Source organism: Stappia indica, from assembly GCF_020177335.1.
In the GTDB taxonomy this organism is placed as follows: domain Bacteria; phylum Pseudomonadota; class Alphaproteobacteria; order Rhizobiales; family Stappiaceae; genus Stappia; species Stappia indica_B.
On the sequence record NZ_JAIVMG010000001.1, the window covers coordinates 392,594 to 417,190 of the forward strand.

Consider the following 24,597-nt stretch of genomic DNA (forward strand, 5'->3'; position numbering starts at 1 on the left):
GCGGCCTTGACAGACGGCAACCGGTTCGCGGGTTATAACGGCCTCGGCGGGAAACTCAATCCGTCGCTGTTTCGCCACCTCAGCCGGCAAGAGGACCATGCGGCCCACCCAACTCGATCCCCTGTTCGCGCCCGTTTCCTCGCTTCCCGGCATCGGACCGCGCACCGCGCGCCAGCTCGCCGTGCTTCTGGGCACCGGCGTGGAGCGCGAACCGCATGTCATCGACCTTCTGCTGCATCTGCCCACCTCGGTGATCGACCGGCGCGCCCGGCCCAGCATCGCCGCCGCGCCGGAGGGCGAAATCGTTACCCTGGACGTGCGGGTTGACGGCCATCAGGCGCCGCCCCGCTCCAGCCGCGCGCCCTACCGGATCCGCGTGCATGACGACAGCGGCGAGTTGACGCTGGTCTTCTTCCGGGCGCACACGGCGTGGCTGGAGAAGACCCTCCCCGTCGGCGCGGATCTGGTGGTCTCCGGCCGCATCGAATGGTTCAACGGCCAGCCGCAGATGGTGCATCCGGACCATATCGTCGCGGCGGAGGATGCGGGCGATCTGCCGCTGGTCGAGCCGGTCTATCCGCTGACGCAAGGGCTGTCCGGCAAGACCTTGCAAAAGGCGATGGCGGCGGCGCTCGACCTCGTTCCCGATCTGGCCGAATGGCTCGATCCGGCCTTGCGCCAGCAGCACGGTTGGCCATCATTCCGGCAGGCGCTGCTTGCCCTGCATCACCCGGATCCGGAACGGCCGTGGAGCACCGAGACGCCGGAGCTGGAGCGGCTGGCCTTCGACGAGTTCCTTGCCAGCCAGTTGGCGCTGGCGCTGGTGCGGCGCAAGCTGCGCCAGACCAAGGGCATCGCCCGGGTGTTTTCCGGCGGCTTGAAGGCGAAGATCCTCGCCGCCCTGCCCTACGCGCTGACCGCCGGGCAGGCCGCCGCCGTTGCCGAGATCGAAACGGACCTTGCCGAGCCGGTGCGGATGCTGCGCCTGCTGCAGGGCGATGTCGGCGCCGGCAAGACCATCGTCGCGCTGCTGGCGGTGGCCGCCGCCGTGGAGGCCGGGACGCAGGCGGTGATGATGGCGCCGACCGAGATCCTCGCCCGCCAGCATCACGCTTCGCTGGCGCCCTTGTGCGAGGCCGCCGGCATTCGCGCGGCGGTGCTGACCGGCAAGGACGGCGCGCGCTATCGCCGCGAGACCCGCGAGGCGCTGGCCGCCGGCGAACTGGACCTTGTCATCGGCACCCATGCGCTGTTTCAGGGGGATGTGGCGTTCCACAATCTCGGCCTGGCGGTGGTCGATGAGCAGCACCGGTTCGGCGTGCATCAGCGCCTGTCGCTCTCGGCCAAGGGCGATGGGGTCGACATGCTGGTGATGACGGCGACGCCGATCCCGCGCACGCTGGTTCTCACCTATTTCGGCGACATGGACGTCTCGCGCCTGACCGAGAAGCCCGCCGGGCGCCAGGAGATTACCACCGTCACCGTGCCGTCGGAGCGCATGGACGAGGTGGTGGGCCGGCTCCATCGGGCGCTCGATGAGGGGCGCAAGGCCTATTGGGTCTGCCCGCTGGTGGAGGAATCGGAAAAGTCGGACCTCGCCGCCGCCGAGGAGCGGTTCGAGGCGCTGCGACAGGTGTTCGGCGATCGGGTCGCGCTGGTCCATGGCCGTCTGTCCAGCGAGGAAAAGAACGCGGCCATGACCGCCTTCAAGGATGGCGACAAGCGGCTTCTGGTGGCGACCACCGTGATCGAGGTGGGGGTCGATGTGCCCGATGCGACCATCATGGTGATCGAACATGCGGAACGCTTCGGCCTGTCGCAGTTGCATCAGTTGCGCGGCCGGGTCGGGCGCGGCGCGGAGGCATCCACCTGCCTCCTGCTCTACAAGACACCGATTGGAGAGGTCGCGCGGGCGCGCCTGGCGATCATGCGCGAGACCAACGACGGCTTCCGCATCGCCGAGGAGGATCTGCGACTGCGCGGAGAGGGCGAGATCCTGGGCACCCGCCAGTCCGGTGCGCCGGGCTTCAAGGTCGCGCGGGCGGACGAGCACGCAGGGCTCCTGGACATGGCGCGCGACGATGCCAAGCTGGTGCTGGAAACCGACGGCGATCTGACCGGCAAGCGCGGCCCGGCGCTGCGCTCCCTGCTCTATCTGTTTTCCCGCGATGAGGCGATCCGGCTGCTGCGGGCGGGATAACGGCCCACCCTCGCTGCCGCTCCCAGCGTCAATCCACCGTTTCCGGCGTCTGGATGGTGTCGCTGTCGGATTTGGCCCCTTTGCGCGGCAGGGTCTTGTCGTAGTCCGGATTGACGAGGCCGGCGGAGATCACCAGCTTCGCCGCTGCCTCGACCGTCATATCCAGCTCGATGATTTCGTTGCGCGGCACAAACAGCAGAAAGCCGGAGGTCGGGTTCGGCGTCGTCGGCAGGAACACGGCCGTCACATCCGTCTCGGCGTGCAGTTTGTCCGCCACCTCGCCCTTGGCGTCGGTGGCGATGAAGACGATCGCCCACAGCCCACGCCGGGGATACTCGATGATGGCGGCCTTCTTGAAGGAGTTGGAGCGTTCGGCCAGCACCGTTTCGAAGATCTGCTTCAATCCGCTGTAGAGATTGCGCACCACGGGCATCCGACCGAGCAGCAATTCGCCGTAGGACACCAGCGTGCGTCCGGCGATGTTGGCGGTGAAAAAGCCGATCAGCACCAGGCCGACGAACGCGACGATCAGTCCGATACCGGGAACCGGAAAAGGAACGTAGGTATCGGGGTTGTAAACGGAGGGGATCAGCGGTTTGATCCAGCCGTCGATCCATTGAACGATCGACCACGTAAGATAGGCGGTGATGCCGAGCGGACCGGCAATGACGAGACCGGTCAGAAAGTAATTGCGCAAACGGGTCATGCCGCTCGAATGTGTATGCTTCGGCGCTGCGTCGTCGTGATCGTCCGCCTCGGAACTGCCGGTCATTGCGTGCTCAACCTTGTTTGTGCCGACGTTGATCTTGTGTCGAAGTCGGCCGGATCTTTCTTGCCAGCCATCATGCCCGGGTTTCCGTGACAGTGATGACACCTACATAGGCCACTCCCGGTCAAAGGGGAATTGATACACAGGCGGTAACGGGGAATATGCGCCAGCTTTCCGGGCTTATCCGACATCAGCGCACCAGAAGTGCGTTTTTCATGACGCTTGGCGCCCTCTCGGTCGCCATTGGCGTGATCGGCGCCTTTCTGCCGCTGTTGCCGTCGACCATCTTCTTCATCGCCGCCGCTGGCTGCTTCGCCAAGTCTTCGCCGAGGCTGGAAGAGTGGATCGTCTCGCATCCGCAATTCGGTCCCGGGGTGCGTGCCTGGCGCGAAAACGGCGCGATTGCCCCGCGCGCGAAGATGCTGGCGGTCGGCGGCATGGGATTCGGTTTCTACATGTTCTATCTCGGCGCCGACCCGGACTGGCCGCTGGCGCTGGCCGTCGCCCTCACCCTCGCCTGCTGCGCGGCCTATGTGCTGTCGCGCCCGACGCCGGAAACGTGACGCCAGAGACCTGACACGGGCCTGGAGCTTTCCGCGCAGTTCGTTTACCAAAAATCACTCTCTTGTGAGACGCTGTGACGCGGGTCACGGCACGATGGCTGACAATCGTCAGGATGGAAGCCTCGGCGCGATGACCATCAGGAACGTGCGTTGGAGTCATGTAAAGCAGGTAAGCGAGAGGTAAGAAAATGTTCATCAGAGGCCCAGACACCCCCGGATCGACGCCGAACCGACGCCGAGAAGGGATCGATCCCCGAGCCGGATGGCTTCTCAGCGCTTGCCTTGCTTTACTCGCAACCTTGCTCGCTCTCGGCTCCGCACAGGCCCAGGTCCCGGATTTCCGCCCGAACCTGCCCGATATCCGGCCAGAGCTGCGGCCTGCCGTCTGCGTTCCTCCTCGTGTCATGCGCAATGGCCGTTGTGTGATGCCTCAGCGCCCGCCGGTCGTCTGTGCCCCGCCGCGTGTCATGCGCAACGGCCGCTGCGTGATGCCCCAGCGTCCGCCGGTCGTCTGTGCCCCGCCGCGCGTCTTGCGCAATGGCCGCTGCGTGATGCCCCAGCGTCCACCGGTCGTCTGCGCCCCGCCGCGCGTCTTGCGCAACGGTCGCTGCGTGATGCCGCGTCCGCCGGTGGTCTGTGCTCCGCCGCGTGTCATGCGCAACGGCCGCTGCGTGATGCCCCAGCGTCCGCCGGTGGTCTGTGCTCCGCCGCGCGTCTTGCGCAACGGCCGCTGCGTGATGCCGCGCCCGCCGGTGGTCTGCGCCCCGCCGCGCGTGTTGCGCAACGGTCGCTGCGTGATGCCGCGTCCGCCGGTGGTCTGTGCTCCGCCGCGCGTTTTGCGTAACGGCCGCTGCGTGATGCCGCCTCGCCCGCCGGTGGTCTGCCGGCTGCCTTATGTCTATTCGGCACTCCAGCGTCGGTGCATTCTGCCCGTACCGATTCCGCCGATCGCGCCCCCGCCGGCGTGTATCCCGCCTTGGCAGTATTCCACCTCCGCCGGAGGCTGCATCTGTCCGTCGGGGTACGTGGTCGAAGGCGGCGAATGCGTCCGGCGCGACAGCCAGGTCTGCAGCTTCCCCTTCGTCTATTCGGCGAGCCAGGGGCGCTGCGTCTGCGCTGAAGGGTACCGGCCTTATGGCGCCGGTTGTGCCCCCGAGCGGCCCCGTCCGGCCCCGCAGGACAACATCACCTGGATCCAGTCCTGCCTGAACGCCGCCGGCTATGACGCCGGGACGGTCGATGGTCTGGCTGGCCGGCGCACCCGCTCCGCCTGGGAGGAGTTCCGAGCCGCAGCCGGTCTCGGCGAGGCGAAGGTTCCCTACACCGATCCGGAAACCCTGGCGGCCCTGTTCAAGGCCTGTCAGCCGGAAGAGGCAGGCACGCCGCCTGCGGATGGTGATGCCGAGGCCAGTCAGCCGGATGACAGCGAGGGACCGGCTCCTGCGGAGGACGCCGATGATGCCTCAGGCCCGGCTCAGACCCCTGCCGAGCCCACCGGACTGGCGGACTTTGCCCCGGACCGGGCGCAATGCGCGACCGGCAAGCTCTACACGCTGCTGACCGCGCAAGGCGCATCGGTGGAGCCTTGCGGGCGTGCCTGCATCCCGCCTCCGGAAGGGCTCGACGATGCCCAGTTGCAGGAACGGGCGGAAGCCCAGGGCATCACCTGGTGTCAGTCCTGCATCAGCGTCGGGTCGCTCGGCCTGCTGTGCCCGGAGCCTGAGGCTCCGTCCGAAGCAGAAGCCGGTGAGGCTCCCGCCGCGCAGTAGCGGCCGAGCCCAAGAAGAAGCCGCCCGGACCAGCGCCGGGCGGTTTTTTCATGTTGGAAGCGGTTATTCGACCGTGACGGACTTCGCCAGATTGCGCGGCTGATCCACGTCCGTGCCCATGAAAACCGCCGTATGATAGGCGAGCAACTGGATGGGCAGGGCGTGGACGATCGGCGCAACGAATTCCGGCACGTCCGGCAAGGCAATTGTTTTCCAGGCGAGCGCGCCGCTTGCCTCCGCGCCCTTTTCGTCGGTGATCAGGATGATCTTGCCGCCTCGGGCGGCCACTTCCTGCATGTTCGAGACGGTCTTTTCGAAGATCGGATCATGCGGGGCGATGACGATCACCGGCATGTCCTCGTCGATCAGCGCGATCGGGCCATGCTTGAGCTCCCCCGCCGCATAACCTTCGGCGTGGATGTAGGAGATTTCCTTGAGCTTCAAGGCCCCTTCCATCGCCAGCGGAAAGCTGGTGCCCCGACCGAGATACAGCACATCCGTGGCCCGCGACAGCGGTTGTGCCAGCGCCTCGATCTCGCTTTCCAGGGCGAGCGCCCTGTTGACGTAGCCGGGGGTTTCCCCAAGCGCGCGCACCAGCTCCGCCGCGCCCTTGTCATCCAGATGCCCACGCTGATAGCCCGCGTGGACCGCAAGCGCCGCCAGCACCGAGAGCTGGCAAGTGAAGGCCTTGGTCGAGGCGACGCCGATTTCCGGCCCGGCAACCGTGGGGAACACCACATCGGCCTCGCGGGCAATGGTCGATTCCGGCACATTGACCACGGCGGCGATGGTCATGCCCTCGCCCTTGCAATAGCGCAGGCCCGCCAGGGTGTCCGCCGTCTCGCCGGACTGGGAGATGAACAGCGCCAGATCGCCCGCCTTCACCGGCATTTCCCGGTAGCGGAACTCCGAGGCGATATCGATGTCGACCGGCAGGCGGGCGACCTTCTCGAACCAGTATTTGGCGACCAGCCCGGCGTAATAGGCGGTACCGCAGGCAGAAATGATCAGCCGGTCAAGCTTGGAAAAGTCAATCTTTTCCGCACCTTCGAGTATAGTCTTCATATTCGCCAGATCGAGATAGCGCGTCAGGGTATGGCCGATCACTTCGGGCTGCTGATGGATTTCCTTAGCCATGAAGTGGCGGAAATTGCCCTTGTCGATCATCTGCGCCATGGCGCGCGAGGTCTGTACCGGACGGGACACGGGGGCGTTGTCCGCGTCGAAGATCTCACAGCCGGCGCGCGTCAGGACCGCCCAGTCCCCCTCTTCCAGATAGGTGATCCGGTCGGTGAAGGGCGACAGGGCGATCGCGTCGGAACCCAGGTACATTTCGCCCTCCCCGTGGCCGATGGCCAGCGGCGAGCCGCGCCGGGCGCCAATCAGAAGATCGGGCTCCCCCTCGAACAGGAAGGCGAGCGCGAAGGCCCCCTTGAGACGTGGCAGCACCCGGGCAACTGCGCTGCGCGCATCGGCGCCGGCGGCGAGTTCCCGCGAGACGAGATGGGCCACCGTTTCGGTGTCCGTGTCGCTGGAAAAGCGCGCGCCCTGCCCCTCCAGTTCCATGCGCAGTTCCAGGAAATTCTCGATGATGCCGTTGTGGACGACGGAAACACCCGGCGCGGCATGGGGGTGGGCGTTGTGTTCGGTGGCGGCGCCGTGGGTGGCCCAGCGGGTATGGCCGATGCCGATGTTGCCGGCCAGCGGCGCGCGCTCCAGCTTTTCCTGAAGGTTGCGCAGCTTGCCTTCGGCCCGGCGCCGGACGATCTGCCCGCCGTCCAGGGTGGCGATGCCGGCGGAATCATATCCGCGATATTCAAGGCGCTTCAGCGCGTCGACCAACTGAGCGGCAACCGCCTGGCTTCCAAGAATTCCGACAATTCCGCACATCGATTGCTGTCTCCTGATTCACGCAGTCTGGCATCGGGCGGGCCCGATGGCGCTCACTCATAGAGAGGCTAGAGCCCATCCGCACAATCAAAACCTGTTTCACTTCGTGACAAGCGCTGCCGCCCCCCCCGGAAAACCGCGTTGAAAAGGCACGTTTCCGCCGGGTTTTCCCTGACCTTAACCGGCGATTTTATCGGTTGTTAACCATATTTGGAGTTCTCTAGAAAGGAGCTAGCGAGAATCCGGGACCCGTGGCGTGAAACCACTCAAAACCAGCAGAGGGAAGGCGCCACGGCGGTCCGTGTCTCGGGACATGGGCTGGGTGCTCCTGTGGGGTGGTGCCGCGATTCTGTTCGGTGTCGTCGGTATTTCCTCGCTGTTCATCAACCAGACAGTGGGCTTCACGGGGCGCAGCTTCGCTCAGGTCACCCTGCCGCCGTCCGGGGATGTCTCCTCCACCGCCTCGATCGACGGCCTGTCGCCGCTGGATGTTGGCCTTTACCCGTCCGCAGGCGGAAGCGATGCCGCCGACGAGCACCGGCGCATATGGCTGGATATCGCCGCCCTGAAACGAGAAGTCGGGACGCTGAAGCATGCGCTCGCCGCCTTGCGGGATGAGTTTCGTGTTCGTGCCGAAGCCCGGGCCGGCACCACTCCCGGCACGCCAGGCAACACGGTCTCCAAGCCAGGTGACAGGACGACCGCGCCGGAAGACGTCGAAATCACCGGAAGTGTCCCGGCCGCACCTGCGGCCGCCGCGCTGCCCGCGCCCGTGGCACGGCTTGGCGATCGCATTCTGACCGCGGTGGAGCGACTTGTCGGCCCGGCGAGCAAGATCGAGACCCTGCCGGCGCCGGTCCTGCCCCAAAAGCCGGAGGGCAAACCGGCTGAAGCCCCCGCCGAAGCCGCCTCCGTCGCCGCAGCCTCTGTCGCTGCGCCGGCGGCGAAGGTCCTCCCAGTCCCTCCTCCGGCACCGGTGCGGATCGTCCTGCCGCCGCAGGACAGCATCGTTCCATCCTCAACCGCCTCCATCGGCGGCAGCGCCGGCGCACCCGATGACACGCCGCAGCGCTACGCCCTGCCGGTGACCCGGGCCGCCGGGCGGGTGGCCTCGATCAGCGGCCAGCGGATCAGCCGCACGGACTTCGCCGTGGATCTTGGCTCCTACGGATCGCTGGCGGCCGCCGAAGCAGCCTGGAGCGGCCTGACCGGAAAATACCCGAAACTGCTTTCCGGCGTTCGCCGCCGGATTCTCGATGATGCGCCCGCGAAGGGCGGTACCCGACTGACCGCCGGGCCCTTCCCCAACGCCGCCGATGCCGCCGGTGCCTGCGTCTTCCTGACGGCAGAGGAATTCCCCTGCAAGCCGACTGTTTTTGTGAAATAACGCTCCCGGCTCATAAATTGATGTTTCCCGGCGGATGCCCTGCGCCCGCTTCCAATGGTTCTTTTCCCTTCGACGCAACGGTTTGCCCTCATGCTTGACCTGTCTTCCCCCCGGCATCGGGCGTTCGCGCTGCTGTTTGTCATGCCGCTGTTCTTCTCCTCCAACATGGTGATCGGGCGAGCTGCGGTGGAAACGGTCGAGCCGTGGACGCTGGCCTTCCTGCGCTGGACGCTGGCCTTCCTGATCCTGTTGCCCTTCGCCCATCGCGGTCTTGCCCGCCATCGGGGCACGCTGCTGCGCCATTGGGACCTTCTGGGCATCATGGGGCTGCTCGGCATGTGGTTCTGCGGTGCCGGCGTCTATTTCGCCCTGCGCTTCACCACCGCCACCAATGGCACGCTGATCTACACCTCGTCACCGGTGCTGATCCTGATGCTGGAGTGGCTGTTTCGCGGACGCTCCATCTCGGCGCGCGAGGCGGTGGGCATCGTCCTTGCCATTCTCGGGGTGATCACCATCGTGGTCGAAGGCTCGCTGTCGGCCCTGCTCAGCCTGCGCTTCAACGGCGGCGATGTGATCTTCGCCCTCGCCGCTCTCAGTTGGGCGGTTTATTCCGTACTGCTGAAGCGGGGCGAATTCACCGCCGTGCCGACCTTGTCGCTGTTCGCCGCGCTGGCCCTTACCGGCACCGTGTCCCTCTTTCCCTTCGCGATCTGGGAGATCGCCGAGACCGGACAGTTCCCGGTCACCTCCGACGCGTGGGTCTCGATCTTCGGCGTTGCCGTGGTCTCCTCGGTGCTGGCGTTTTCCTGCTTCCAGTATGGCATCAAGGTGGTGGGCCCGTCGGTGACCGGTGTCTTCATGTATCTCCTGCCGCCCTATGGCGTGCTGATGGCGGTGGTGTTCCTGGGCGAGGCGCTGCACGCCTATCATTTCGCCGGGTTCCTGCTGGTGATGAGCGGTCTGGTGCTGGCGACCGCGCCGCCGGCGCTGGTGCAGCGGCTGTCGCTGCGGCTCCTCTCCCGGCTGAAGCCGCAGGCGCGCTAAGGGCCTTCAGCGCCCATGAAAAAGGCCCGACCACCTGCGTGGCCGGGCCCTTCATCTCAAGACGATACGGTCGCGGCGATCAGTCGACGGCCATGCCGCTGACCTCGCCGTCTTCCTCCGGCGTCACGTCGATGATCCGTGCCCGCTTGGTGATCTTCACCTCGGCCTTGCATTCGCTCATGCAAGGGGGCTCCTCGCTCGCCAGCGGCGTATCCGGGCGGCCATCGTCGATGAAGCCACCTTCATTCGGCAGGCGGACGGAGCTGAAATTCTCCTTCGACAGCTCGAATTCCTCATCGTCGACGATGTCGTTCAGATAGAGCAGATAGGCGACCACCGCGTAGGTCTCGTCGGCGGAAAGGCTCTGGGCATTGCCATAGGGCATGGCCCGGTGGATGTAGTCGTAGACGGTCGACAGATACGGCCAGTAGGAGCCGATGGTCTTGACCGGCGCCTCGCTGGTCAGGGTGTCCTGACCGCCGGCCAGCACCGGCCAGCGCCCGGCGCCCTCGCCGAAATCACCATGGCAGACGGCGCATTGCTCGGTGAAGATCGCCTCGCCTTCCGCCACCGTGCCGCGCCCCTCCGGCAGGCCGGCGCCATCGGGACGCACGTCGATGTCCCAACCGGCGATTTCCTCCGGCGAGGCCGGCGTTCCAAGACCGAAGGAGCCGGCCTGGAGCGGCTGCGACAGCGCCAGCGCGGCGCCGACCGACAGGGCCGCAACCTTAAGAAATCTCGACATTTTCCACTCCCCCGTCGGCCTTCACGTACCAGGTCTGGATCCCGTTGTTGTGGTAGATGGAATTGGTGCCGCGAACCGCGCGCAAGGCGTCCTTGGTCGGCTGCACATATCCGGTCTCGTCATGGGCGCGCGATTGCAGCAAGAGTTCCGAACCGTCCCAGTCGAACTCGAAATAGAACCGGTGCAGCGCTTTCGGCAGGCTCGGACCGTCAATCCGCGCCTCATGCCAGTTCTCGCCGCCGTCAAGGGTGACATCGACCCGGGTGATGCGGCCATTGCCGGACCAGGCAAGCCCGGTCAGCACGGTCGCGCCCTTGGCATGCAGGATCGGCGCCTGCGGGCTCGGGCTGGTGATCACCGACTTGGCGTCCATCACCCAGGTGAAGCGACGGGCCTTGCCGCCTTCCAGAAGGTCGGTGTATTTCGAGGTTTCCTCGCGGGCGTGCCAGGGCATGTCCCCGACCTCGATGCGGCGCAGCCACTTCACCCACATGTTGCCTTCCCAACCCGGCACCACCAGACGGGCGGGGTAACCCTGCTCCGGGCGCAGCGCCTCGCCGTTCATCTTGAAGGCGACGAGGCAGTCGTCCAGCGCCTTCTCAATGGGCACGGAGCGGTTCATGCCGGCGGCATCGCCGCCCTCGGGCATGATCCACTTGGCATTGGTCTTCAGCCCGGCCTCTTCCAGCAGGTACTTCAGCGGCACGCCGGTGTACATCACGCAATGGACCATGCCATGGGTGAACTGGCAGCCGTTGAGCTGGGCACCGCGCCACTCCATGCCGGAGTTGGCCGCGCATTCCAGGAAGTACAGGCGATTGACGCGGGGAAAGCGCTTCAGATCGTCCAGCGTGAAGATCAGCGGCTTGTCCACCAGGCCATTGATCATCAGCCGGTAATCGGTCGGGTTCATCTCGGCGACACCGCCGTGATGGCGCTCGAAGCACAGCCCATTCGGCGTGATGATGCCATCGAGCTCATGCAGGGGCGTGAAGTTGATCGAGCTTTCCCGCGAGGCCGTCAGCCATTCCACGCTGCGGCGCACCACCTGCGCCTCATGCTCCGACGGCATGCCGTAGGGCGCCGCATCGACGCCCGGCCCCAGATAGCGGCTCCAGTCGGCCACATTGGGCGGCAGGTTGGCGGGGTCCCCGCCCGCGGCCCGGGCCAGCCCCGCGCCGGCCACGAGACCGGCGCCGGCAATTCCCGCCTTCAGGAGGCCGCGCCGCGACGGGTTGGCGGGCCCGTCGTGAGACTTCGAAGATCTCGACATTCTGTTACTCCGGGTTCAAACCTTCAAATTCCTACATTCAGATACGTGAAGCCATCAGAGCCGCCACGGGCGGCAGCGGCCCCTTCAGGCGCCCACCACCTTGACCGCGCGGTTCGGCTCCAGCGTCACCGACTTGCGATCCTTGAGGTGCTCCTCGACCACGTCCCAGATCGCCGGGCCTTCGGTGCCCTCGTTGACGCTGGCCCAACCGGCGACGACGTAGTTGCGAGCCGGGTCGATCGGCGATCCGTCCTTCAGAAGCGTCATGTTGGAGATGCGGTTGCCGATGGTGGCCGTCGGGTCGATGGTGTAGGCCATGCCGCCGACGCGCACCATGTCGCCGCCCTGCTGGTAATAGGGGTCTGTGTTGAACAGGTTGTCGCCGACGTCCTCCAGGATTTCGTTGATCAGCGCGCCGGACATTTCCGAGCGATAGGCCTCCGGGTAGGTCATCGAGGTGGCGTTGTGCAGGTCCTCCACCGTGATCGGCTGACCGGCGGGCACGCTCGTCCCCCAGCGGAAGCCCGGCGACATGGCGATTTCCGCATCGCGCTTGTCGATCAGCGCCTCGCAGATCAGATCGTCGAAGGTGCCGTTGAAGTTGCCGCGCCGATACAGCAGCGAGTCCGTCGTTGCCAGCTCGCGGGAGAGTTCATCGGCATAGGGCGCCCGCAGCTCGGTCACCAGTTTGGTCATCTCCGCATCGGGGGTGATCACGTCGGAGAAGATCGGGATCAGGCGATAGCGGAAGTCCTTGACCTCGCCGTCCCGCACATCGAGATCGAGCCGCGACAGGAACTTGCCGTTCGAGCCGGTGGCGATCAGCAGCGTCTTGCCGACCTTGACCGGCTCGGGCAGCGCGTCATGGGTATGGCCGGTCAGCACCACGTCGATGCCCTTGACCCGTTCGGCCAGCTTGCGGTCGACGTCGAAGCCGTTGTGCGACAACAGCACGACCACGTCGGCGCCCTTGGCACGGACCGCGTCAACATTGGCCTGTACCTCTTCCTCGCGAATGCCGAAGGACCAGGTGGGGAACATCCAGCGCGGATTGGCCACCGGGGTATAGGGGAAGGCCTGGCCGATCACGCCGATGCGCACGCCGCCGCGTTCGAAGATCTTGTAGGGCTCGAACACTGGCTCGTCCCATTCGGTGTCGCGAATGTTGCCGCCCAGGAAGGAGAACGGCAGGCTTTCGACGATTTCCGACACCCGGTCGGAGCCATAGGTGAACTCCCAGTGGCCGGTCATGGCGTCCGGCTTCAGGGCGTTCATCGCCGCGATCATGTCGTTGCCGCCGGTCTTCAGCGAGGTGTAGCTGCCCTGCCAGGTGTCGCCGCCATCGAGGAACAGGGTGTTGGCATCGCGCTCGGCGCGGATCGACTTCAACACCGTGGCGATGCGGTCGATGCCGCCCATGCGGCCATAGGCACGCGACAACCCTTCGAAATCCACGGAGGTCAGCGCATAGGCTTCCGGAGACCCCGGTTCCAGATTGTACAGCTTGAGAAAATCGGCGCCGGTCACATGCGGCGGCAGGCCCTTCACCGCGCCGACCCCGAGATTGACCGAGGGCTCGCGGAAATAGACCGGCATGAGCTGGGCGTGAATGTCGGTCAGATGCACCAGCGTGACATTGCCAAGCGGCCGGAAGGCGAGAAGGTCCTCCTCGCGCAGCGCTTGCTGCGCGGCGAGCCGGCCAAGCCCGCCGAAGCCGGTGCCACTGGTCATTGCGGCCGTCGCGACCGCCGCCATCAGGAATTCACGCCGAGAAATCATGTGCCCGTTCCGTCCTCGTTCCGCCGCCTTGCGGCGGGCAATAGAGTACCGTCGCGCGCCTTGCGGCCGCCACGCAGTTTCTGTTCTGGATCTGCCCGGCGCCCGGGGCCCCACCCGTTCGGGGGCGGAGGCCTGGGCAGTCCGGACGCCCCTGCCGCCCGTTTTCGCCGGACCCGGCAGCACTCTGGCGTCGGGTCCGGGGGCAGCGGCGCGCTGGCCTCAGTTACGGACCGCGGGTGTCTCCACCGAAAGCCCCTGCCCGCGCCAGGCGAGGTAGGCTTCCAGCGCGACGAACTCATCGGAGCCGCGCTTGAACGCCTTGGCCCGGATGTTGTCCATGCAGCCCTTGAAGCGCCGGTGCAGCGAGCCCATCTTCTGCCACTTCAACCGATAGGTCGGGAAACCGTTTGACTGCCCCTGACTCAAGAGATCGGCACGGATGTAGTTGCCGTAATTGCTCTCGTGGCAGTTGGCGCAGGCCATGTCGAGCTGGCCGAAGCGGGTGTGGTAGAGCTCCTTGCCCTTCTCCCACCACTTGCGCATCTCGCCGCTTTCGATATCGACCTTGACCGGCATGCCGCGCGACTGCAGACCGACATAGGCGGTCATTCCGAGCATCGCGTCGGACTCCCACTTCCACTCTTCGGCGCCCATCTGTTCGGTGCGGCAGGCATTGATCTGGTTTTCCAGCGTGAAGGGACGGCCGGCGGCCTCGTTCCACTTCGGCATGGCCGCGCGCACGCCCCGCATGCTCTCGGAGGCATCGCCATGGCAGGATTCGCAGGACTTGCCAGCGCTGCCCTCGACCGTCGACCAGGCCTCCTCGCCCAGCTCGACCATCAGGAAACCGGGGTTGTTGAAGTCGTCCAGCTCCAGCGCCTGGGTTTCCTTGGTCCGGAATTCGAAGCCGGAGATGATTTCCGTCAGCGGGTGCCCCTCCGGCGCCTCGACCCGCGTTTGCAGGGTGACACCGTCGATGCTGGGCAAATTGGTCTCGTCGGCACTTGCTCCGCCCGCGGCGGTCATTGCCGCCGCGACAACTCCGCCGGCAAGCAGACCCGGGAGTTTCCTCATGTGGCTTTCCCTCCTGCGCGAACCGCTGCGGTTCGTCTTGTTCTCGTTTTCGTAAAGAGGCTGGTTCAGGCAATGCGGGACCGGCGACCGGGGAGCCGCCGGTCCATCGGATCAGTTCACCTTGATCTTCGACTCCGTGGAATAGACAGAGCCGTCGTCATCGAGCCAGGTGAAGGTGAAGACGCCGCTTTCCGGAACCTTGGCGCTGAACTCCAGATACGGATTGGCGGAGATCGCCGGCTCCAGATCGCAGGAGAACACCGGCTTGCCGTTGAACTCGCAGGTGAACTTGTTGATGATCTGGCGCGGGATCGGGTTGCCGTCCTTGTCCTTGCGCTGCCCGGATTCCATCTTGTGCGAAATCAAGGTCTTGATCGTGATCACTTCGTCCTTGTCGGCGCTCTTGGGCACCTTGACGCGGGGCTTGGCTTTGGCCATCTGGCACTCCTGAAGAAAAGTAACGTGTTGGGGATCACTCGTGGGGCGGGCAGCGCTTAGCCGCCGCAGCCGCCAATGGTGACCTTCACCGTCTTGCGATCCATGTAGACCTTGCCGGTCGAGGTCTTGGCGACCGCGATCACGTCCTGGGTCTTGGCCAGGCGCATGCGGGTGGTGGCCTCTGCGCTGCCCGACATCGGCGTGAAATGGAAGGTCGCAACGCCCGGCGACGGGTTGCCGGCAGCCAGGATCGTCACGTCGGTCACGTAGTCGTCATCGGTCATCGGGCTGTCGATGGCCACGGTGATCGGCACGGTGTTGCCGTTCTCGGCGATTTCCGGCGCGGTCAGCGTCACATTGGCGACTTCCGGCGTGGCACCGCCGGCCATGGCGTCGATCGCTGCCTTGACCGCATCGGTGTCGGCGAGCGAGAGCCGCGGCAATGCGGTCATGGTGACGACGGCGGCCCCGGCGCCCAGAGCAAGCGCCTGGCGTCGTGTGATGTTCATGTTCGTTTCCTCTTTAAGTTGTCGTATTGGGCGGGCCTCTTCGCAGGCCTCATTCCTTCAGCGTTTTCAGATAGGCAACCACATCCTCGACCTGCTGGGCGGTCAGGATCGGTTTTCCGGCAAAGGAGTCCATCACCCGGTTGAAGCCGGCATCGCGATGAAAGGCGGGCATCACCGTGCCCTCGTAGATCATCTTCGCGTTGACCACGAGCATGCGCAGGGAGGCCTCGTCCCAGCGGTCGGCGACCCCATCGAGCGAGGGGCCCACTTCACCGTGAAACTGCTCGTCGGCAAGGTCCGTGGCCGTGTGGCAGGCAAGACAATTGCCGAGCTTGCGATCAACCAGCGCGGCGCGCCCGGCCTCCGGATCCCCCGGCTTTCCGGTCAGGGACACCGGAATGGTACCATCCACGATTTCATAGGCGACGAGTCCCTCGGCCGATGCCGTTGCGGCCCCGAACAGAAGCGCGCAGCCGGCAATCGAGCTCCGGAGAATGGCATTCATGGGCAATGTTCCTTCCCTCTGCCGGCTGTCCCGGCCTTTATTTTTTTACGTGGTTCTTTTGTCACGCGGCCACGATTCCGCAGCACCGGCAGAAGCGTAACAGCTCCCTCGCCAGCGTTCAATTCACATATTCATATTTTAGGATACGTCTTTCGGATCGATCCGCCGCCAGCGCGACCGCCCGCTCGGGAAGGGAAAGCGGGCGCCGCGCCTCAGCCGATGACGGCGAAGGCCGGGAAGGTCTCCAGCAACCAGAACGAGAGCGCCGCCATCTGGCCGGTCATGAAGGCAATGCCGGTGACGATCAGGAACAGGCCCATCAGCCGCTCCACCGTCACCATGTGCTTGCGGAACCGCGACATGAACCGCATGAACGGTCCGGCGAACAGGCCGGCGGCGAGAAACGGCACGCCGATCCCCAGCGCATAGGCAGACAGCAGGAAGGCGCCCTGCGACACGGACTCTTCGGACCCGGCGACGAACAGGATCGCGGCCAGGATCGGGCCGACGCAAGGTGTCCAGCCGAAGGCGAAGGCCAGGCCGATCACATAGGCGCCGATCAGGCCGGCGGGCTTGCGCTCCACATGCACCCGCGCCTCGCGGTAGAGCAGGCCGATCCGGAACACGCCGAGGAAGTGCAGCCCCATGACGATGATCGCCGCCCCGGCCACATAACTCAGCACCTGAAGATGCTCGGTGACGAACTGACCGATGAACGAAGCGCTGGCGCCAAGAGCGACGAACACGGTCGAAAAGCCGAGGACGAAGGCGAGCGAGGCGAAGAACACCCGCCGGCTGTCGGCCTTTTCCTCCCCCTCGCCGGTCAATTCATCCAGCGATACGCCGGCAAGGAAGCCGAGATACGGCGGAACCAGGGGCAGCACGCAAGGAGAAACAAAGGACAGAAGGCCAGCCAGGAAGGCGCCATAAATCGTGACATCCTGAAACATGTGTTCGTTCAACTCCTGGCTCTTCGCCTGTTTCTCGCCCATGCGGGTGCTTCAGCGCACCCTTTCATGTTGTGGCCCACACGGCAATGTGACCGTTTGCACCATTTACGCATTCCATTTCTTGCATATGATCAAGCTATTCCGGTATAGGCAACCTGTAGCTGTCTGTCTTTTCACCATTCCGCGAGCCCTCGATGACCGTTTCGCCAGTGATCTCCAGTTGGATGACGTGCCGCGCCGCAGCGCTGCTCCTCGCTTTCGGTCTGACCCTGGGGGTGGTCCCGGGCCTTGCCGTCCCGTCCGCACGGGCGGCGGAGCTGGTGATGTTCGAACAGGCCGGGTGCCATTGGTGCGAGATCTGGGACGAACAGATCGCGCCGATCTATCCCAAGACGGAGGAAGGCGCGCTGGCACCGCTGCGCCGGGTCGATATCCACAAGCCGATGCCGGAGGATCTTTCGTGGATGCGCGGCGAGCGATTCACGCCGAGCTTTGCCCTGGTGCATGAGGGCAAGGAGTACGGGCGCATCCGGGGATATCCGGGCGAGGACTTCTTCTGGGGCCTGCTGGCGCAGATGATCGCCAAGCTGCGCGACACCGTCTCGGGGCTTGAGGCGCCGGTGGAGGGCCGCCCTGCTCCCGCAGGTTGAGGCGGCCGGCTTGACGAAAGCCAAGTCGCTGTCGGCGCTCTGCCCTATATGTTAGAGGCTGGCTACCACCGAGCTGAAATTTGTGCTTCCAGCGACAATTTCAGTTCCAAAACTTGCGAAAAAAGGACCGGGTTTTGTCTCTTCCGCGCGTAGAAGATCTCGAATGCTCCTCGGATCTTGAGAAAATCATCGATCGTGCCAAAATCGCCAGCGACTTTCTGAAGGCGATCGCCCATGAAAGCCGACTGCTGATTCTGTGTATCCTGGCGGAGGGAGAGAAGTCTGTCACCGAGCTTGAGGCGCTGTTGTCGCTACGCCAGCCGACGGTCTCGCAGCAGCTGGCGCGGCTCAGGATGGACAAGCTGGTGATCACCCGCCGGGAAGGAAAAACCGTCTACTATCGGCTGGCAAATGACGATGCCCGGCGGATTATCGAGGCCGTCTACGACGTCTTCTGCCGAGACTGAGCGGCGACGGACACAAGGAGCCAACGGTTCCAACGAAAGCGGAAAAACCGCCGTCCCGCCGTGACAATGACCGAACGTGAGGGAGGCGCGGTCATGGAGTTCACAACGCCGCAACTGGTGGCGCTTTTCGGCTTTGCCGGCGGCGCCATCCTCGGCTTGGCCGCGCGGGTCGGCCGTTTCTGCACCATGGGCGCGCTGGAAGATGCCTTTATCGGCAATGACTTGCGTCGGCTGCGCAGCTGGGCACTGGCGATTGCCGTTGCCCTTGCCCTGACCCAGATACTGGTGTTTTTCAGCGTCATCGACCTCTCCCGGTCGATATATCTCGCCACGGACTTTCAGTGGCTGGGTGCGATTGTCGGCGGCTTGATGTTCGGGGTCGGCATGGCGCTGGTGGGCACCTGCGGCTACGGGACGCTGGCCCGGATCGGCGGCGGCGACCTGCGCGCGGTGGTGACCTTCCTCGTGATGGCGGTCTGTGCCTACATGGCCATGCGCGGAGTGACCGGGCTCGCGCGCCAGAGCCTGATCGCCCCCTGGGTGCTGTCCTTCGACTTCAGCAACGGCATGGCATTTGATGCGGTGCTCGATACGATCATCGGCCGGGACACCGGCCCAGCCCTTGGCCTTCTCATCGCGATCGCGCTGACGATCTGGGCCTTGCGGGATGCCGCCTTCCGCAGCGAACCGCGCCTGGTGATCAGCGGTGTTGCCGTTGGCCTCGCGGTCACCGGTGGCTGGCTTGCCACCGGTCTCGTCGGCAGCGATCCCTTCGCCCCGCAGCGGCTGGAAAGTTTCACCTTCGTGCGGCCGCTCGGCAACACGCTGGTCTATCTGATGACCTTCAGCGGCGCCACAATCAGCTTTGGCATCGGCTCGGTCTTCGGCGTTATCGCCGGTGCCTTTGCCGGCGCCCTCTTCAAGCGCGAATTCCGCTGGGAGGCTTGCGACGACGTGCGCGAATTGCGCCGGCACATGGTCGGCGCCTTCCTGATGGGAACCGGCGGGGTGATGGCCTTCGGCTGCACCATCGGCCAGGGCATTTCGGCGTTTTCCGCCCTGTCGGTTTCCGCGCCGGTGGTGCTTGTGTCGATCGTGGCAGGCAGTCGCCTCGGTCTCGCCTGGCTGCTGGAGGGCAGCCTCGCGGGCCTCATCGGCGGTTATGTCCGATCATCCGGCGACGGCTAGGTCGGAAGCACGCTCAGGCGGCATCCGACACGGGTGCCCGCCCGCGCTTTCACGCATCCCCTCAGGAGCGGACGACAAGCACCGAGGTTGTCGCGTGGCGCACCACCCGTGCCGCATTGGGCCCAAGCAGATAATCCTTCAGCTCCGGCCGGTGCGACCCGATGACGATGAGATCCGCCGACACCTTCTCGGCGGCGGCAATGATCTCCTCGTAGATGTTGCCATGGCCGATCACCGCCTGCACCCGTGTCCCCTTGGGGACCTGGGTGTCCATGAAGGCATGCAGGGCCCGGCGCGCCTTCTCGATCGCCTCTTCCTCGAAATTGTCGGGAAAGAACGAGCCGACGATGCTGCGGCCGAAATCCGGAACCACGGTGAACACATGCAGCGTGTCCCCTTCGGTGACCGTTTCCATCGCCGCCGTGATCACCTGGCTGGAGGTTGGCAGGTCGCCGAGATCGACACAGGCCATGACGTGCTTGAAGAAGTTGCTCATGGGGTTCCTCCCGCCACGGACTTTTGCGCCTCGCCCCCTACTGCCGCCCGGCGGCGGCGCTGCAAGGCGTAGACGCCGGCGAGCAGCAACAGCGCGGGAATGTAGAGCAGTTCGCGCAGGGGCTGATCGATCGGCGTTTCCAGCGTCGCAATCGTCTGGTCGAAGTCGAAACCAGCCGCCTGCGCCTTGGAATCATAGAGGGCATTGTCGACGATCAGCTTGCCGTCCTGCTCCAGCACCGCAAGCCCGAAGGCCTCCAGCCGCTCCTCACCCGTTGGCTCATCGCCGACCGGGATCATCATGGTGAGCGTCACCGGATCCCCGACCTCGTCGAGCCCATCGACGGTGGCCCGCAACTCGGACCCCGGCTTGGCCTCACCGATCACCTGAGTGATGGCGACCGGATCGACCAGCTGGTAGGGCGGCGAGATCATGTCCATCCAGAATCCGGGACGGAACAGGGTGAAGGCGACCAGAATGAGCGCCGCCGATTCCCAAAGCCGCGAGCGGACGATGAAGAAGCCTTGCGCCCCGGCGGTGAACACCAGGATCGCCGCTGTCGCCACCACGAAGACAATGGCCCCTTCCACCGGCGTCACGTCGATCAGCAGCAGATCGGTGTTGAAGATGAACAGGAACGGCAGCAAGGCGGTGCGCAGCGAGTAGAAGAAGGCGACGAAGCCGGTGCGGATCGGATCGCCGCCGGACACCGCCGCCGCGGCGAATGAGGCAAGCCCCACCGGCGGCGTCACATCCGCCATGATACCGAAGTAAAAGACGAAGAGATGCACCGCCACCAGCGGCACGATCAGCCCGTTCTGCTGCCCCAGGGCGACGATGACCGGTGCGAGCAGAGACGAGACGACGATGTAGTTCGCCGTCGTCGGCAGCCCCATGCCGAGGATCAGGCTGAGCACCGCCGTCAGGATCAGGATGAGCAGGATCTGCCCCTGGCTGAGGAATTCCACCAGGGCTGCCAGCACCGAACCGACACCGGTCTGCGACACGGCGCCGACAATGATGCCGGCGGCAGCGGTGGCAATGCCGATGCCGATCATGTTGCGCGCGCCCATGATCATGCCGTCGATCAGTTCCGACCAGCCCTGTTGCACCGTGCCGGTCTTGTCCTCCCCGCGGAACAGGGCGAACAGAGGCCGCTGGGTCAGCAGAATGAAGATCATCAGCGCCGTCGCCCAGAACGCCGACAACGACGGCGACAGCCGCTCAACCATCAGGCACCAGATGAGAACACCGACGGGCAGCAGGAAATGCAGGCCGGATTTCACGGTCGGACCGGGTTCGGGCAGGTGCACCACCGGTTCGTTCGGGTCATCCATCTCCAGATCGGGAAAGCTGGCGCAATAGCGCACGATCGCCACGTACACGAGGCCGATCAATGCGGCGACCACCCAGATGGTCGAGTTGCCGGCGGCGGCCTGCAGCAGGTCCATGAACAGGAACAGGCCAAAGGCGCAAACGACGGTCAGACCGAGCACCATCGCGCCGGTGGACACGGTCTTCATGCGGGTGTCCGCACTGGTCAGCGACCGGGTCAGCCGACCGATGAGGAACACCACCGCGAGCACGATCAGAACGGCGAGCAACTGGCCGCCGGTGCTGCCAAGCGCCTGGAAGGCGAGGAACAGATAATAGACGCCGCTGGCGACCGCCAGAAGAACGGCCATGGTGACGCCGAAGGACAGCAGCGCCCATTTCATCGGCTTGACCGTGCCGGAGCGCGGCAGCCCTTCCATGCCCTGCCGCATCGCCTCAAGGTGCACGATGTAGACAAGGGCGATGTAGGAGATGATCGCCGGCAGGAAGGCGTGCTTGACCACCTCGAAATAGGAGATGCCGATGTATTCCACCATCAGGAAGGCGGCGGCACCCATGACCGGCGGCATGATCTGGCCATTGACCGAGGAGGCGACCTCGACCGCCCCCGCCTTCTCCCGCGAGAAGCCGACCCGGCGCATCATCGGGATGGTGAAGGTGCCGGTGGTCACCACATTGGCGATGGAGGAGCCGGAGATCAGCCCGGTCATGCCGGAGGCGACGACGGCGGCCTTGGCCGGACCGCCGCTGAAATGGCCCATCAGCGAAAAGGCCACCTTGATGAAGTAGTTGCCCGCACCGGCCTTGTCGAGCAGGGCACCGAACAGCACGAACAGGAAGACGAGATCGGTCGACACGCCAAGGGCAATGCCGAACACCCCTTCCGTGGACAGCCACTGGTGATAGGCGACCGCGTTGAAGCTGGCGCCCTTCCAGGCAAGGATGCCCGGCGCGTAAGGGCCGAGGAAGGTGTAGCCGAGGAAGACAATGGCCACCACCATCAGCGGCGGACCGAGCGAGCGGCGCGTCGCTTCCAGCAGAAACAGGATGCCGGCGACGGCAACGACCACGTCAAGCCCGTTGGGGTTGTTCGGTCGGTCGGCGAGCTGGGTGCCGGTCAGTGCCTTGATCAGGGCGGTGTCGAAGACGAAGAGATAAAGCGCGCTTGCTGTGGCGCCGATCGCCAGCAGCCAGTCGGCCCAGGGCACGGTGCGGCGCGGCGAGCCACGGAACGCGGGAAACACCAGATAAGCGAGGAACAGGGCGAACCCGAGATGGATCGGCCGGGCCTCACGGCTGGAGAAGACGCCGACACCGAGGGTGTAAGGCAGCGGCGAAGCGATCCAGATCTGGAATATGGACCAGGCCAGCGCCACGCCGGCGATCAGAAGGGCGACCTGCCGGTTGCTCGGATTGCGCCCGCCGGTATCGACCGAGGCGACAAGATCATCGAGCTCCGAGGCGCTGTAGGTTTCCGGTTTCGAGTCCGTGCTCATTGCGCCCCCCACGCATGCAAAACAAAACACTCCGGAACATCGGCTTCGCGTATCAGATGCCGCAGATGTCCCTCAAAAAAAACGGTATTCCGCCGGGCTTTTTCCTCAAGGGAGCAGGTCCGGCGCAAGGGGCATCGCGACGCCCCCAAGACAAGGACGGCGCGGAAATCCTCCGCGCCGTCCTGTTGCCGCCGGTTACATCCAGCCGCGTTCCTTGTAGTACTTGACCGCGCCATCATGCAGCGGTGCCGACAGATTGTTCTTGATCATGTCGGCTTCCTTGAGATTGGCGAAAGCCGGGTGCATCTGCTTGAACCGGTCGAAGTTCTCGAACACCGCCTTGGTGATCTCGTAGACCACTTCCGGCGAGGTCTTGCTGGACGACACGAAGGTGGCGCCAACGCCGAAGGTCGTGATGTCCTCGTCCGTGCCGGTGTAGGTGCCGCCCGGGATCGTTGCCATCGCATAGAAGGCGTTGTCGTCCACGAGCTTGCGGATCACGTCATTGTCGACGTTGATCAGCTTGGATTCGCAGGACGTGGTCGCTTCCTTGATGGTGCCGGCCGGATGGCCGACGGTGAAGACGATCGCGTCGATCTTGTTGTCGCAAAGCGCGGCGGCCTGCTCGGCAGACTTCAACTCCGCAGCCAGCGCGAAGTCGTCGGCGGTCCAGCCCATCTTGTCCATGACAACCTCGAAGGTCGCACGGGCGCCGGAACCGGGGTTGCCGAGGTTGACGCGCTTGCCCTTCAGGTCCTCAAAGGTCTTGATGCCGGAATCGGCACGAGCCACCACGGTGAACGGCTCCGGATGAACCGAAAACACGGCCCGAAGCTCTTCGAACTTGCCATCGGGGAACTGCTCGGGCGCGGTGCCGTTATAGGCATGATACTGCCAGTCCGACTGGGCCACGCCCATGTCCAGATCGCCGGCACGAATGCCGTTGATGTTGGCGACGGATCCACCCGTGGTGTGGGTGCATTTGATGTCGTGATCCTTGGTGCCCCGATTGACCAGACGGCAGATCGCCCCGCCAACCTGATAGTAGACGCCGGTCTGACCACCCGTGCCGATGGTGACGAACGTCTCCGCCTGGGCGGCACCTGTCAGCATCATCGCGCCGGTCAGGGCCGCGCCGATCACGGTGGATTTGAAAAACTTCACTGGAACACCTCCTGTTCAATGACTGCGGGCAGCCCATGACCGCGCGGCGGAATAGCCGCCAGCCTCCTCCTGTCGGCATCAGGACACATCCATGCCCGCCTCCGACCGACGAGGGCCTCCCACCGAAAAACGCCCTGCCCGGCCTGGCATTCGCCTTCCCGGACAAGCGATCTTTCGAACCAACGTTCGCGACGCGGCAAACGCCACCCGCGAACCCGCGCAAGTGCGGATAGCAAGAGGGTAGACCGAAAAGCTTCGGTATTCCAAGCCCATTCGACCATGACCGGACATTCGGCCACAGCCGGCTTACAAGCGTATGTGCAGACGCGGCCCCTCCTGCCGACCGACTCCAGAGGATCAGTCGACCGAGCGAACAAGAAGCCGGACCGGCGAGACAATGCGGATTGGGGAAAGCTGACGGTTTCCGCGAGCCGGAGGCTCTGTCAGTCGGAGGAGCGACCGCCGGAAATCACTTCGAGGAACTGGCGGCGAAGCTGGGCTTCATCCACGCCATCGCGCAGCCCCTGGCGCCATTGGTCGATCACCAGACGCAGGGCGATGGTCTCCCGAGTATGGGGCAAGCGACTGAGATAATCGGTGAAAAAATCATCGAGCGCATCCCGGTTGATCGCGTTTTGCGCAATCAGCCCGTGAATCAGCGCCATGGTCGCGGCGATGTGCCCCTTGAGAAACGCGAACTCCGCCGAGCCGCTCGAATATCCTGTTGGTGTGTCAGACATGACCACCTCCATTGTCAGGGCCGGAGAGTATGGCCGCCGCCTCCTGACCGGTCAACTGCTCCGCATCGCTCACCTTTACGCGGCTCACCGGCGCCAACTGGGCCCGCTCACTGCAGATGAGAACAATGACAGCTTTGGGCGCGAAGTGGTATCCGTGTTTTTT

The 24,597-nt window shown here is 64.9% G+C and carries 23 protein-coding genes; 8 read left to right on the forward strand and 15 right to left on the reverse strand.

Annotated features, from left to right (window positions below):
- Positions 1–97 precede the first annotated feature (97 nt).
- Positions 98–2,200, forward strand: a complete 2,103-nt coding sequence (recG, locus tag LC062_RS01710; protein ID WP_224909292.1) for an ATP-dependent DNA helicase RecG — start codon at positions 98–100, stop codon at positions 2,198–2,200.
- A 28-nt stretch (positions 2,201–2,228) separates the two neighbouring features.
- Here the strand turns inward: recG and LC062_RS01715 are convergent, their stop codons facing one another.
- A complete protein-coding gene (locus LC062_RS01715; protein WP_224909778.1) occupies positions 2,229–2,906 on the reverse strand; it encodes a DUF502 domain-containing protein in 678 nt (225 codons plus the stop codon).
- 278 nt (positions 2,907–3,184) lie between these two features.
- On the opposite strand from LC062_RS01715, the gene LC062_RS01720 reads away from it, so the two are divergent.
- Positions 3,185–3,532 carry a YbaN family protein gene (locus LC062_RS01720; RefSeq protein WP_224909293.1) on the forward strand — a complete coding sequence of 116 codons (348 nt, stop codon included), beginning with the start codon at positions 3,185–3,187 and terminating at the stop codon, positions 3,530–3,532.
- A gap of 430 nt (positions 3,533–3,962) precedes the next feature.
- Here LC062_RS01720 and LC062_RS01725 read toward each other — a convergent pair whose 3' ends face one another.
- Positions 3,963–4,316, reverse strand: a complete 354-nt coding sequence (locus LC062_RS01725) for a hypothetical protein (RefSeq protein WP_224909294.1) — start codon at positions 4,314–4,316, stop codon at positions 3,963–3,965.
- 241 nt (positions 4,317–4,557) lie between these two features.
- Here LC062_RS01725 and LC062_RS01730 point away from each other — a divergent pair, with 241 nt between their 5' ends.
- Complete coding sequence (locus LC062_RS01730) at positions 4,558–5,301, forward strand: peptidoglycan-binding domain-containing protein (RefSeq protein ID WP_224909295.1); 744 nt, start codon at positions 4,558–4,560, stop codon at positions 5,299–5,301.
- Between the two features lie 63 nt (positions 5,302–5,364).
- Here the strand turns inward: LC062_RS01730 and glmS are convergent, their stop codons facing one another.
- Positions 5,365–7,191: a glutamine--fructose-6-phosphate transaminase (isomerizing) gene (gene glmS, locus LC062_RS01735; protein WP_224909296.1), complete on the reverse strand. Its 1,827-nt coding sequence runs from the start codon at positions 7,189–7,191 to the stop codon at positions 5,365–5,367.
- A gap of 301 nt (positions 7,192–7,492) precedes the next feature.
- Here glmS and LC062_RS01740 point away from each other — a divergent pair, with 301 nt between their 5' ends.
- Positions 7,493–8,578, forward strand: coding sequence for an SPOR domain-containing protein (locus tag LC062_RS01740; RefSeq protein WP_224909297.1), 1,086 nt, complete (start codon positions 7,493–7,495; stop codon positions 8,576–8,578).
- A gap of 90 nt (positions 8,579–8,668) precedes the next feature.
- On the forward strand, positions 8,669–9,625 hold the full coding sequence (locus tag LC062_RS01745; RefSeq protein WP_224909298.1) for a DMT family transporter: 957 nt from the start codon (positions 8,669–8,671) through the stop codon (positions 9,623–9,625).
- A 79-nt stretch (positions 9,626–9,704) separates the two neighbouring features.
- Here LC062_RS01745 and LC062_RS01750 read toward each other — a convergent pair whose 3' ends face one another.
- The 8 genes from LC062_RS01750 to LC062_RS01785 all read right to left on the reverse strand — a co-directional run bounded on the left by LC062_RS01750 (position 9,705) and on the right by LC062_RS01785 (position 16,898).
- Complete coding sequence (locus tag LC062_RS01750) at positions 9,705–10,370, reverse strand: c-type cytochrome (RefSeq protein WP_224909299.1); 666 nt, start codon at positions 10,368–10,370, stop codon at positions 9,705–9,707.
- Complete coding sequence (gene soxC, locus LC062_RS01755; protein ID WP_224909300.1) at positions 10,354–11,643, reverse strand: sulfite dehydrogenase; 1,290 nt, start codon at positions 11,641–11,643, stop codon at positions 10,354–10,356. The genes LC062_RS01750 and soxC overlap by 17 nt, the downstream gene beginning before the upstream one ends.
- An 84-nt stretch (positions 11,644–11,727) precedes the next feature.
- On the reverse strand, positions 11,728–13,422 hold the full coding sequence (gene soxB, locus LC062_RS01760) for a thiosulfohydrolase SoxB (RefSeq protein ID WP_224909301.1): 1,695 nt from the start codon (positions 13,420–13,422) through the stop codon (positions 11,728–11,730).
- A 219-nt stretch (positions 13,423–13,641) separates the two neighbouring features.
- Positions 13,642–14,496, reverse strand: coding sequence for a sulfur oxidation c-type cytochrome SoxA (gene soxA / locus LC062_RS01765; RefSeq protein ID WP_224909302.1), 855 nt, complete (start codon positions 14,494–14,496; stop codon positions 13,642–13,644).
- Between the two features lie 111 nt (positions 14,497–14,607).
- On the reverse strand, positions 14,608–14,934 hold the full coding sequence (gene soxZ / locus LC062_RS01770) for a thiosulfate oxidation carrier complex protein SoxZ (protein ID WP_224909303.1): 327 nt from the start codon (positions 14,932–14,934) through the stop codon (positions 14,608–14,610).
- 56 nt (positions 14,935–14,990) lie between these two features.
- Positions 14,991–15,443: a thiosulfate oxidation carrier protein SoxY gene (gene soxY / locus LC062_RS01775; RefSeq protein WP_224909304.1), complete on the reverse strand. Its 453-nt coding sequence runs from the start codon at positions 15,441–15,443 to the stop codon at positions 14,991–14,993.
- A gap of 49 nt (positions 15,444–15,492) precedes the next feature.
- Positions 15,493–15,948, reverse strand: coding sequence for a sulfur oxidation c-type cytochrome SoxX (soxX, locus tag LC062_RS01780; RefSeq protein WP_224909305.1), 456 nt, complete (start codon positions 15,946–15,948; stop codon positions 15,493–15,495).
- 212 nt (positions 15,949–16,160) lie between these two features.
- Complete coding sequence (locus LC062_RS01785) at positions 16,161–16,898, reverse strand: cytochrome c biogenesis CcdA family protein (protein WP_224909779.1); 738 nt, start codon at positions 16,896–16,898, stop codon at positions 16,161–16,163.
- Positions 16,899–17,092: 194 nt separating this feature from the next.
- Between LC062_RS01785 and LC062_RS01790 the strand changes: the two genes are divergently transcribed.
- The 3 genes from LC062_RS01790 to LC062_RS01800 all read left to right on the forward strand — a co-directional run bounded on the left by LC062_RS01790 (position 17,093) and on the right by LC062_RS01800 (position 19,203).
- Positions 17,093–17,548 (forward strand): hypothetical protein, encoded by a 456-nt coding sequence (locus LC062_RS01790; protein ID WP_318246089.1) that lies wholly within the window; start codon positions 17,093–17,095, stop codon positions 17,546–17,548.
- Between the two features lie 134 nt (positions 17,549–17,682).
- Positions 17,683–18,015: an ArsR/SmtB family transcription factor gene (locus tag LC062_RS01795; protein WP_224909306.1), complete on the forward strand. Its 333-nt coding sequence runs from the start codon at positions 17,683–17,685 to the stop codon at positions 18,013–18,015.
- 93 nt (positions 18,016–18,108) lie between these two features.
- Complete coding sequence (locus tag LC062_RS01800) at positions 18,109–19,203, forward strand: YeeE/YedE family protein (RefSeq protein WP_224909307.1); 1,095 nt, start codon at positions 18,109–18,111, stop codon at positions 19,201–19,203.
- Positions 19,204–19,264: 61 nt separating this feature from the next.
- Here LC062_RS01800 and LC062_RS01805 read toward each other — a convergent pair whose 3' ends face one another.
- From LC062_RS01805 to LC062_RS01820, 4 genes are all read right to left on the reverse strand, one after another.
- Positions 19,265–19,699, reverse strand: a complete 435-nt coding sequence (locus LC062_RS01805; protein ID WP_224909308.1) for a universal stress protein — start codon at positions 19,697–19,699, stop codon at positions 19,265–19,267.
- The gene (locus tag LC062_RS01810; protein ID WP_224909309.1) at positions 19,696–22,530 is read right to left on the reverse strand and encodes a TRAP transporter permease; all 2,835 of its coding nucleotides are present in this window, start codon (positions 22,528–22,530) and stop codon (positions 19,696–19,698) included. The genes LC062_RS01805 and LC062_RS01810 overlap by 4 nt, the downstream gene beginning before the upstream one ends.
- Positions 22,531–22,725: 195 nt before the next feature.
- The gene (locus tag LC062_RS01815; protein ID WP_224909310.1) at positions 22,726–23,694 is read right to left on the reverse strand and encodes a TAXI family TRAP transporter solute-binding subunit; all 969 of its coding nucleotides are present in this window, start codon (positions 23,692–23,694) and stop codon (positions 22,726–22,728) included.
- A gap of 443 nt (positions 23,695–24,137) precedes the next feature.
- Complete coding sequence (locus LC062_RS01820; protein WP_224909311.1) at positions 24,138–24,434, reverse strand: hypothetical protein; 297 nt, start codon at positions 24,432–24,434, stop codon at positions 24,138–24,140.
- Positions 24,435–24,597 lie beyond the last annotated feature (163 nt).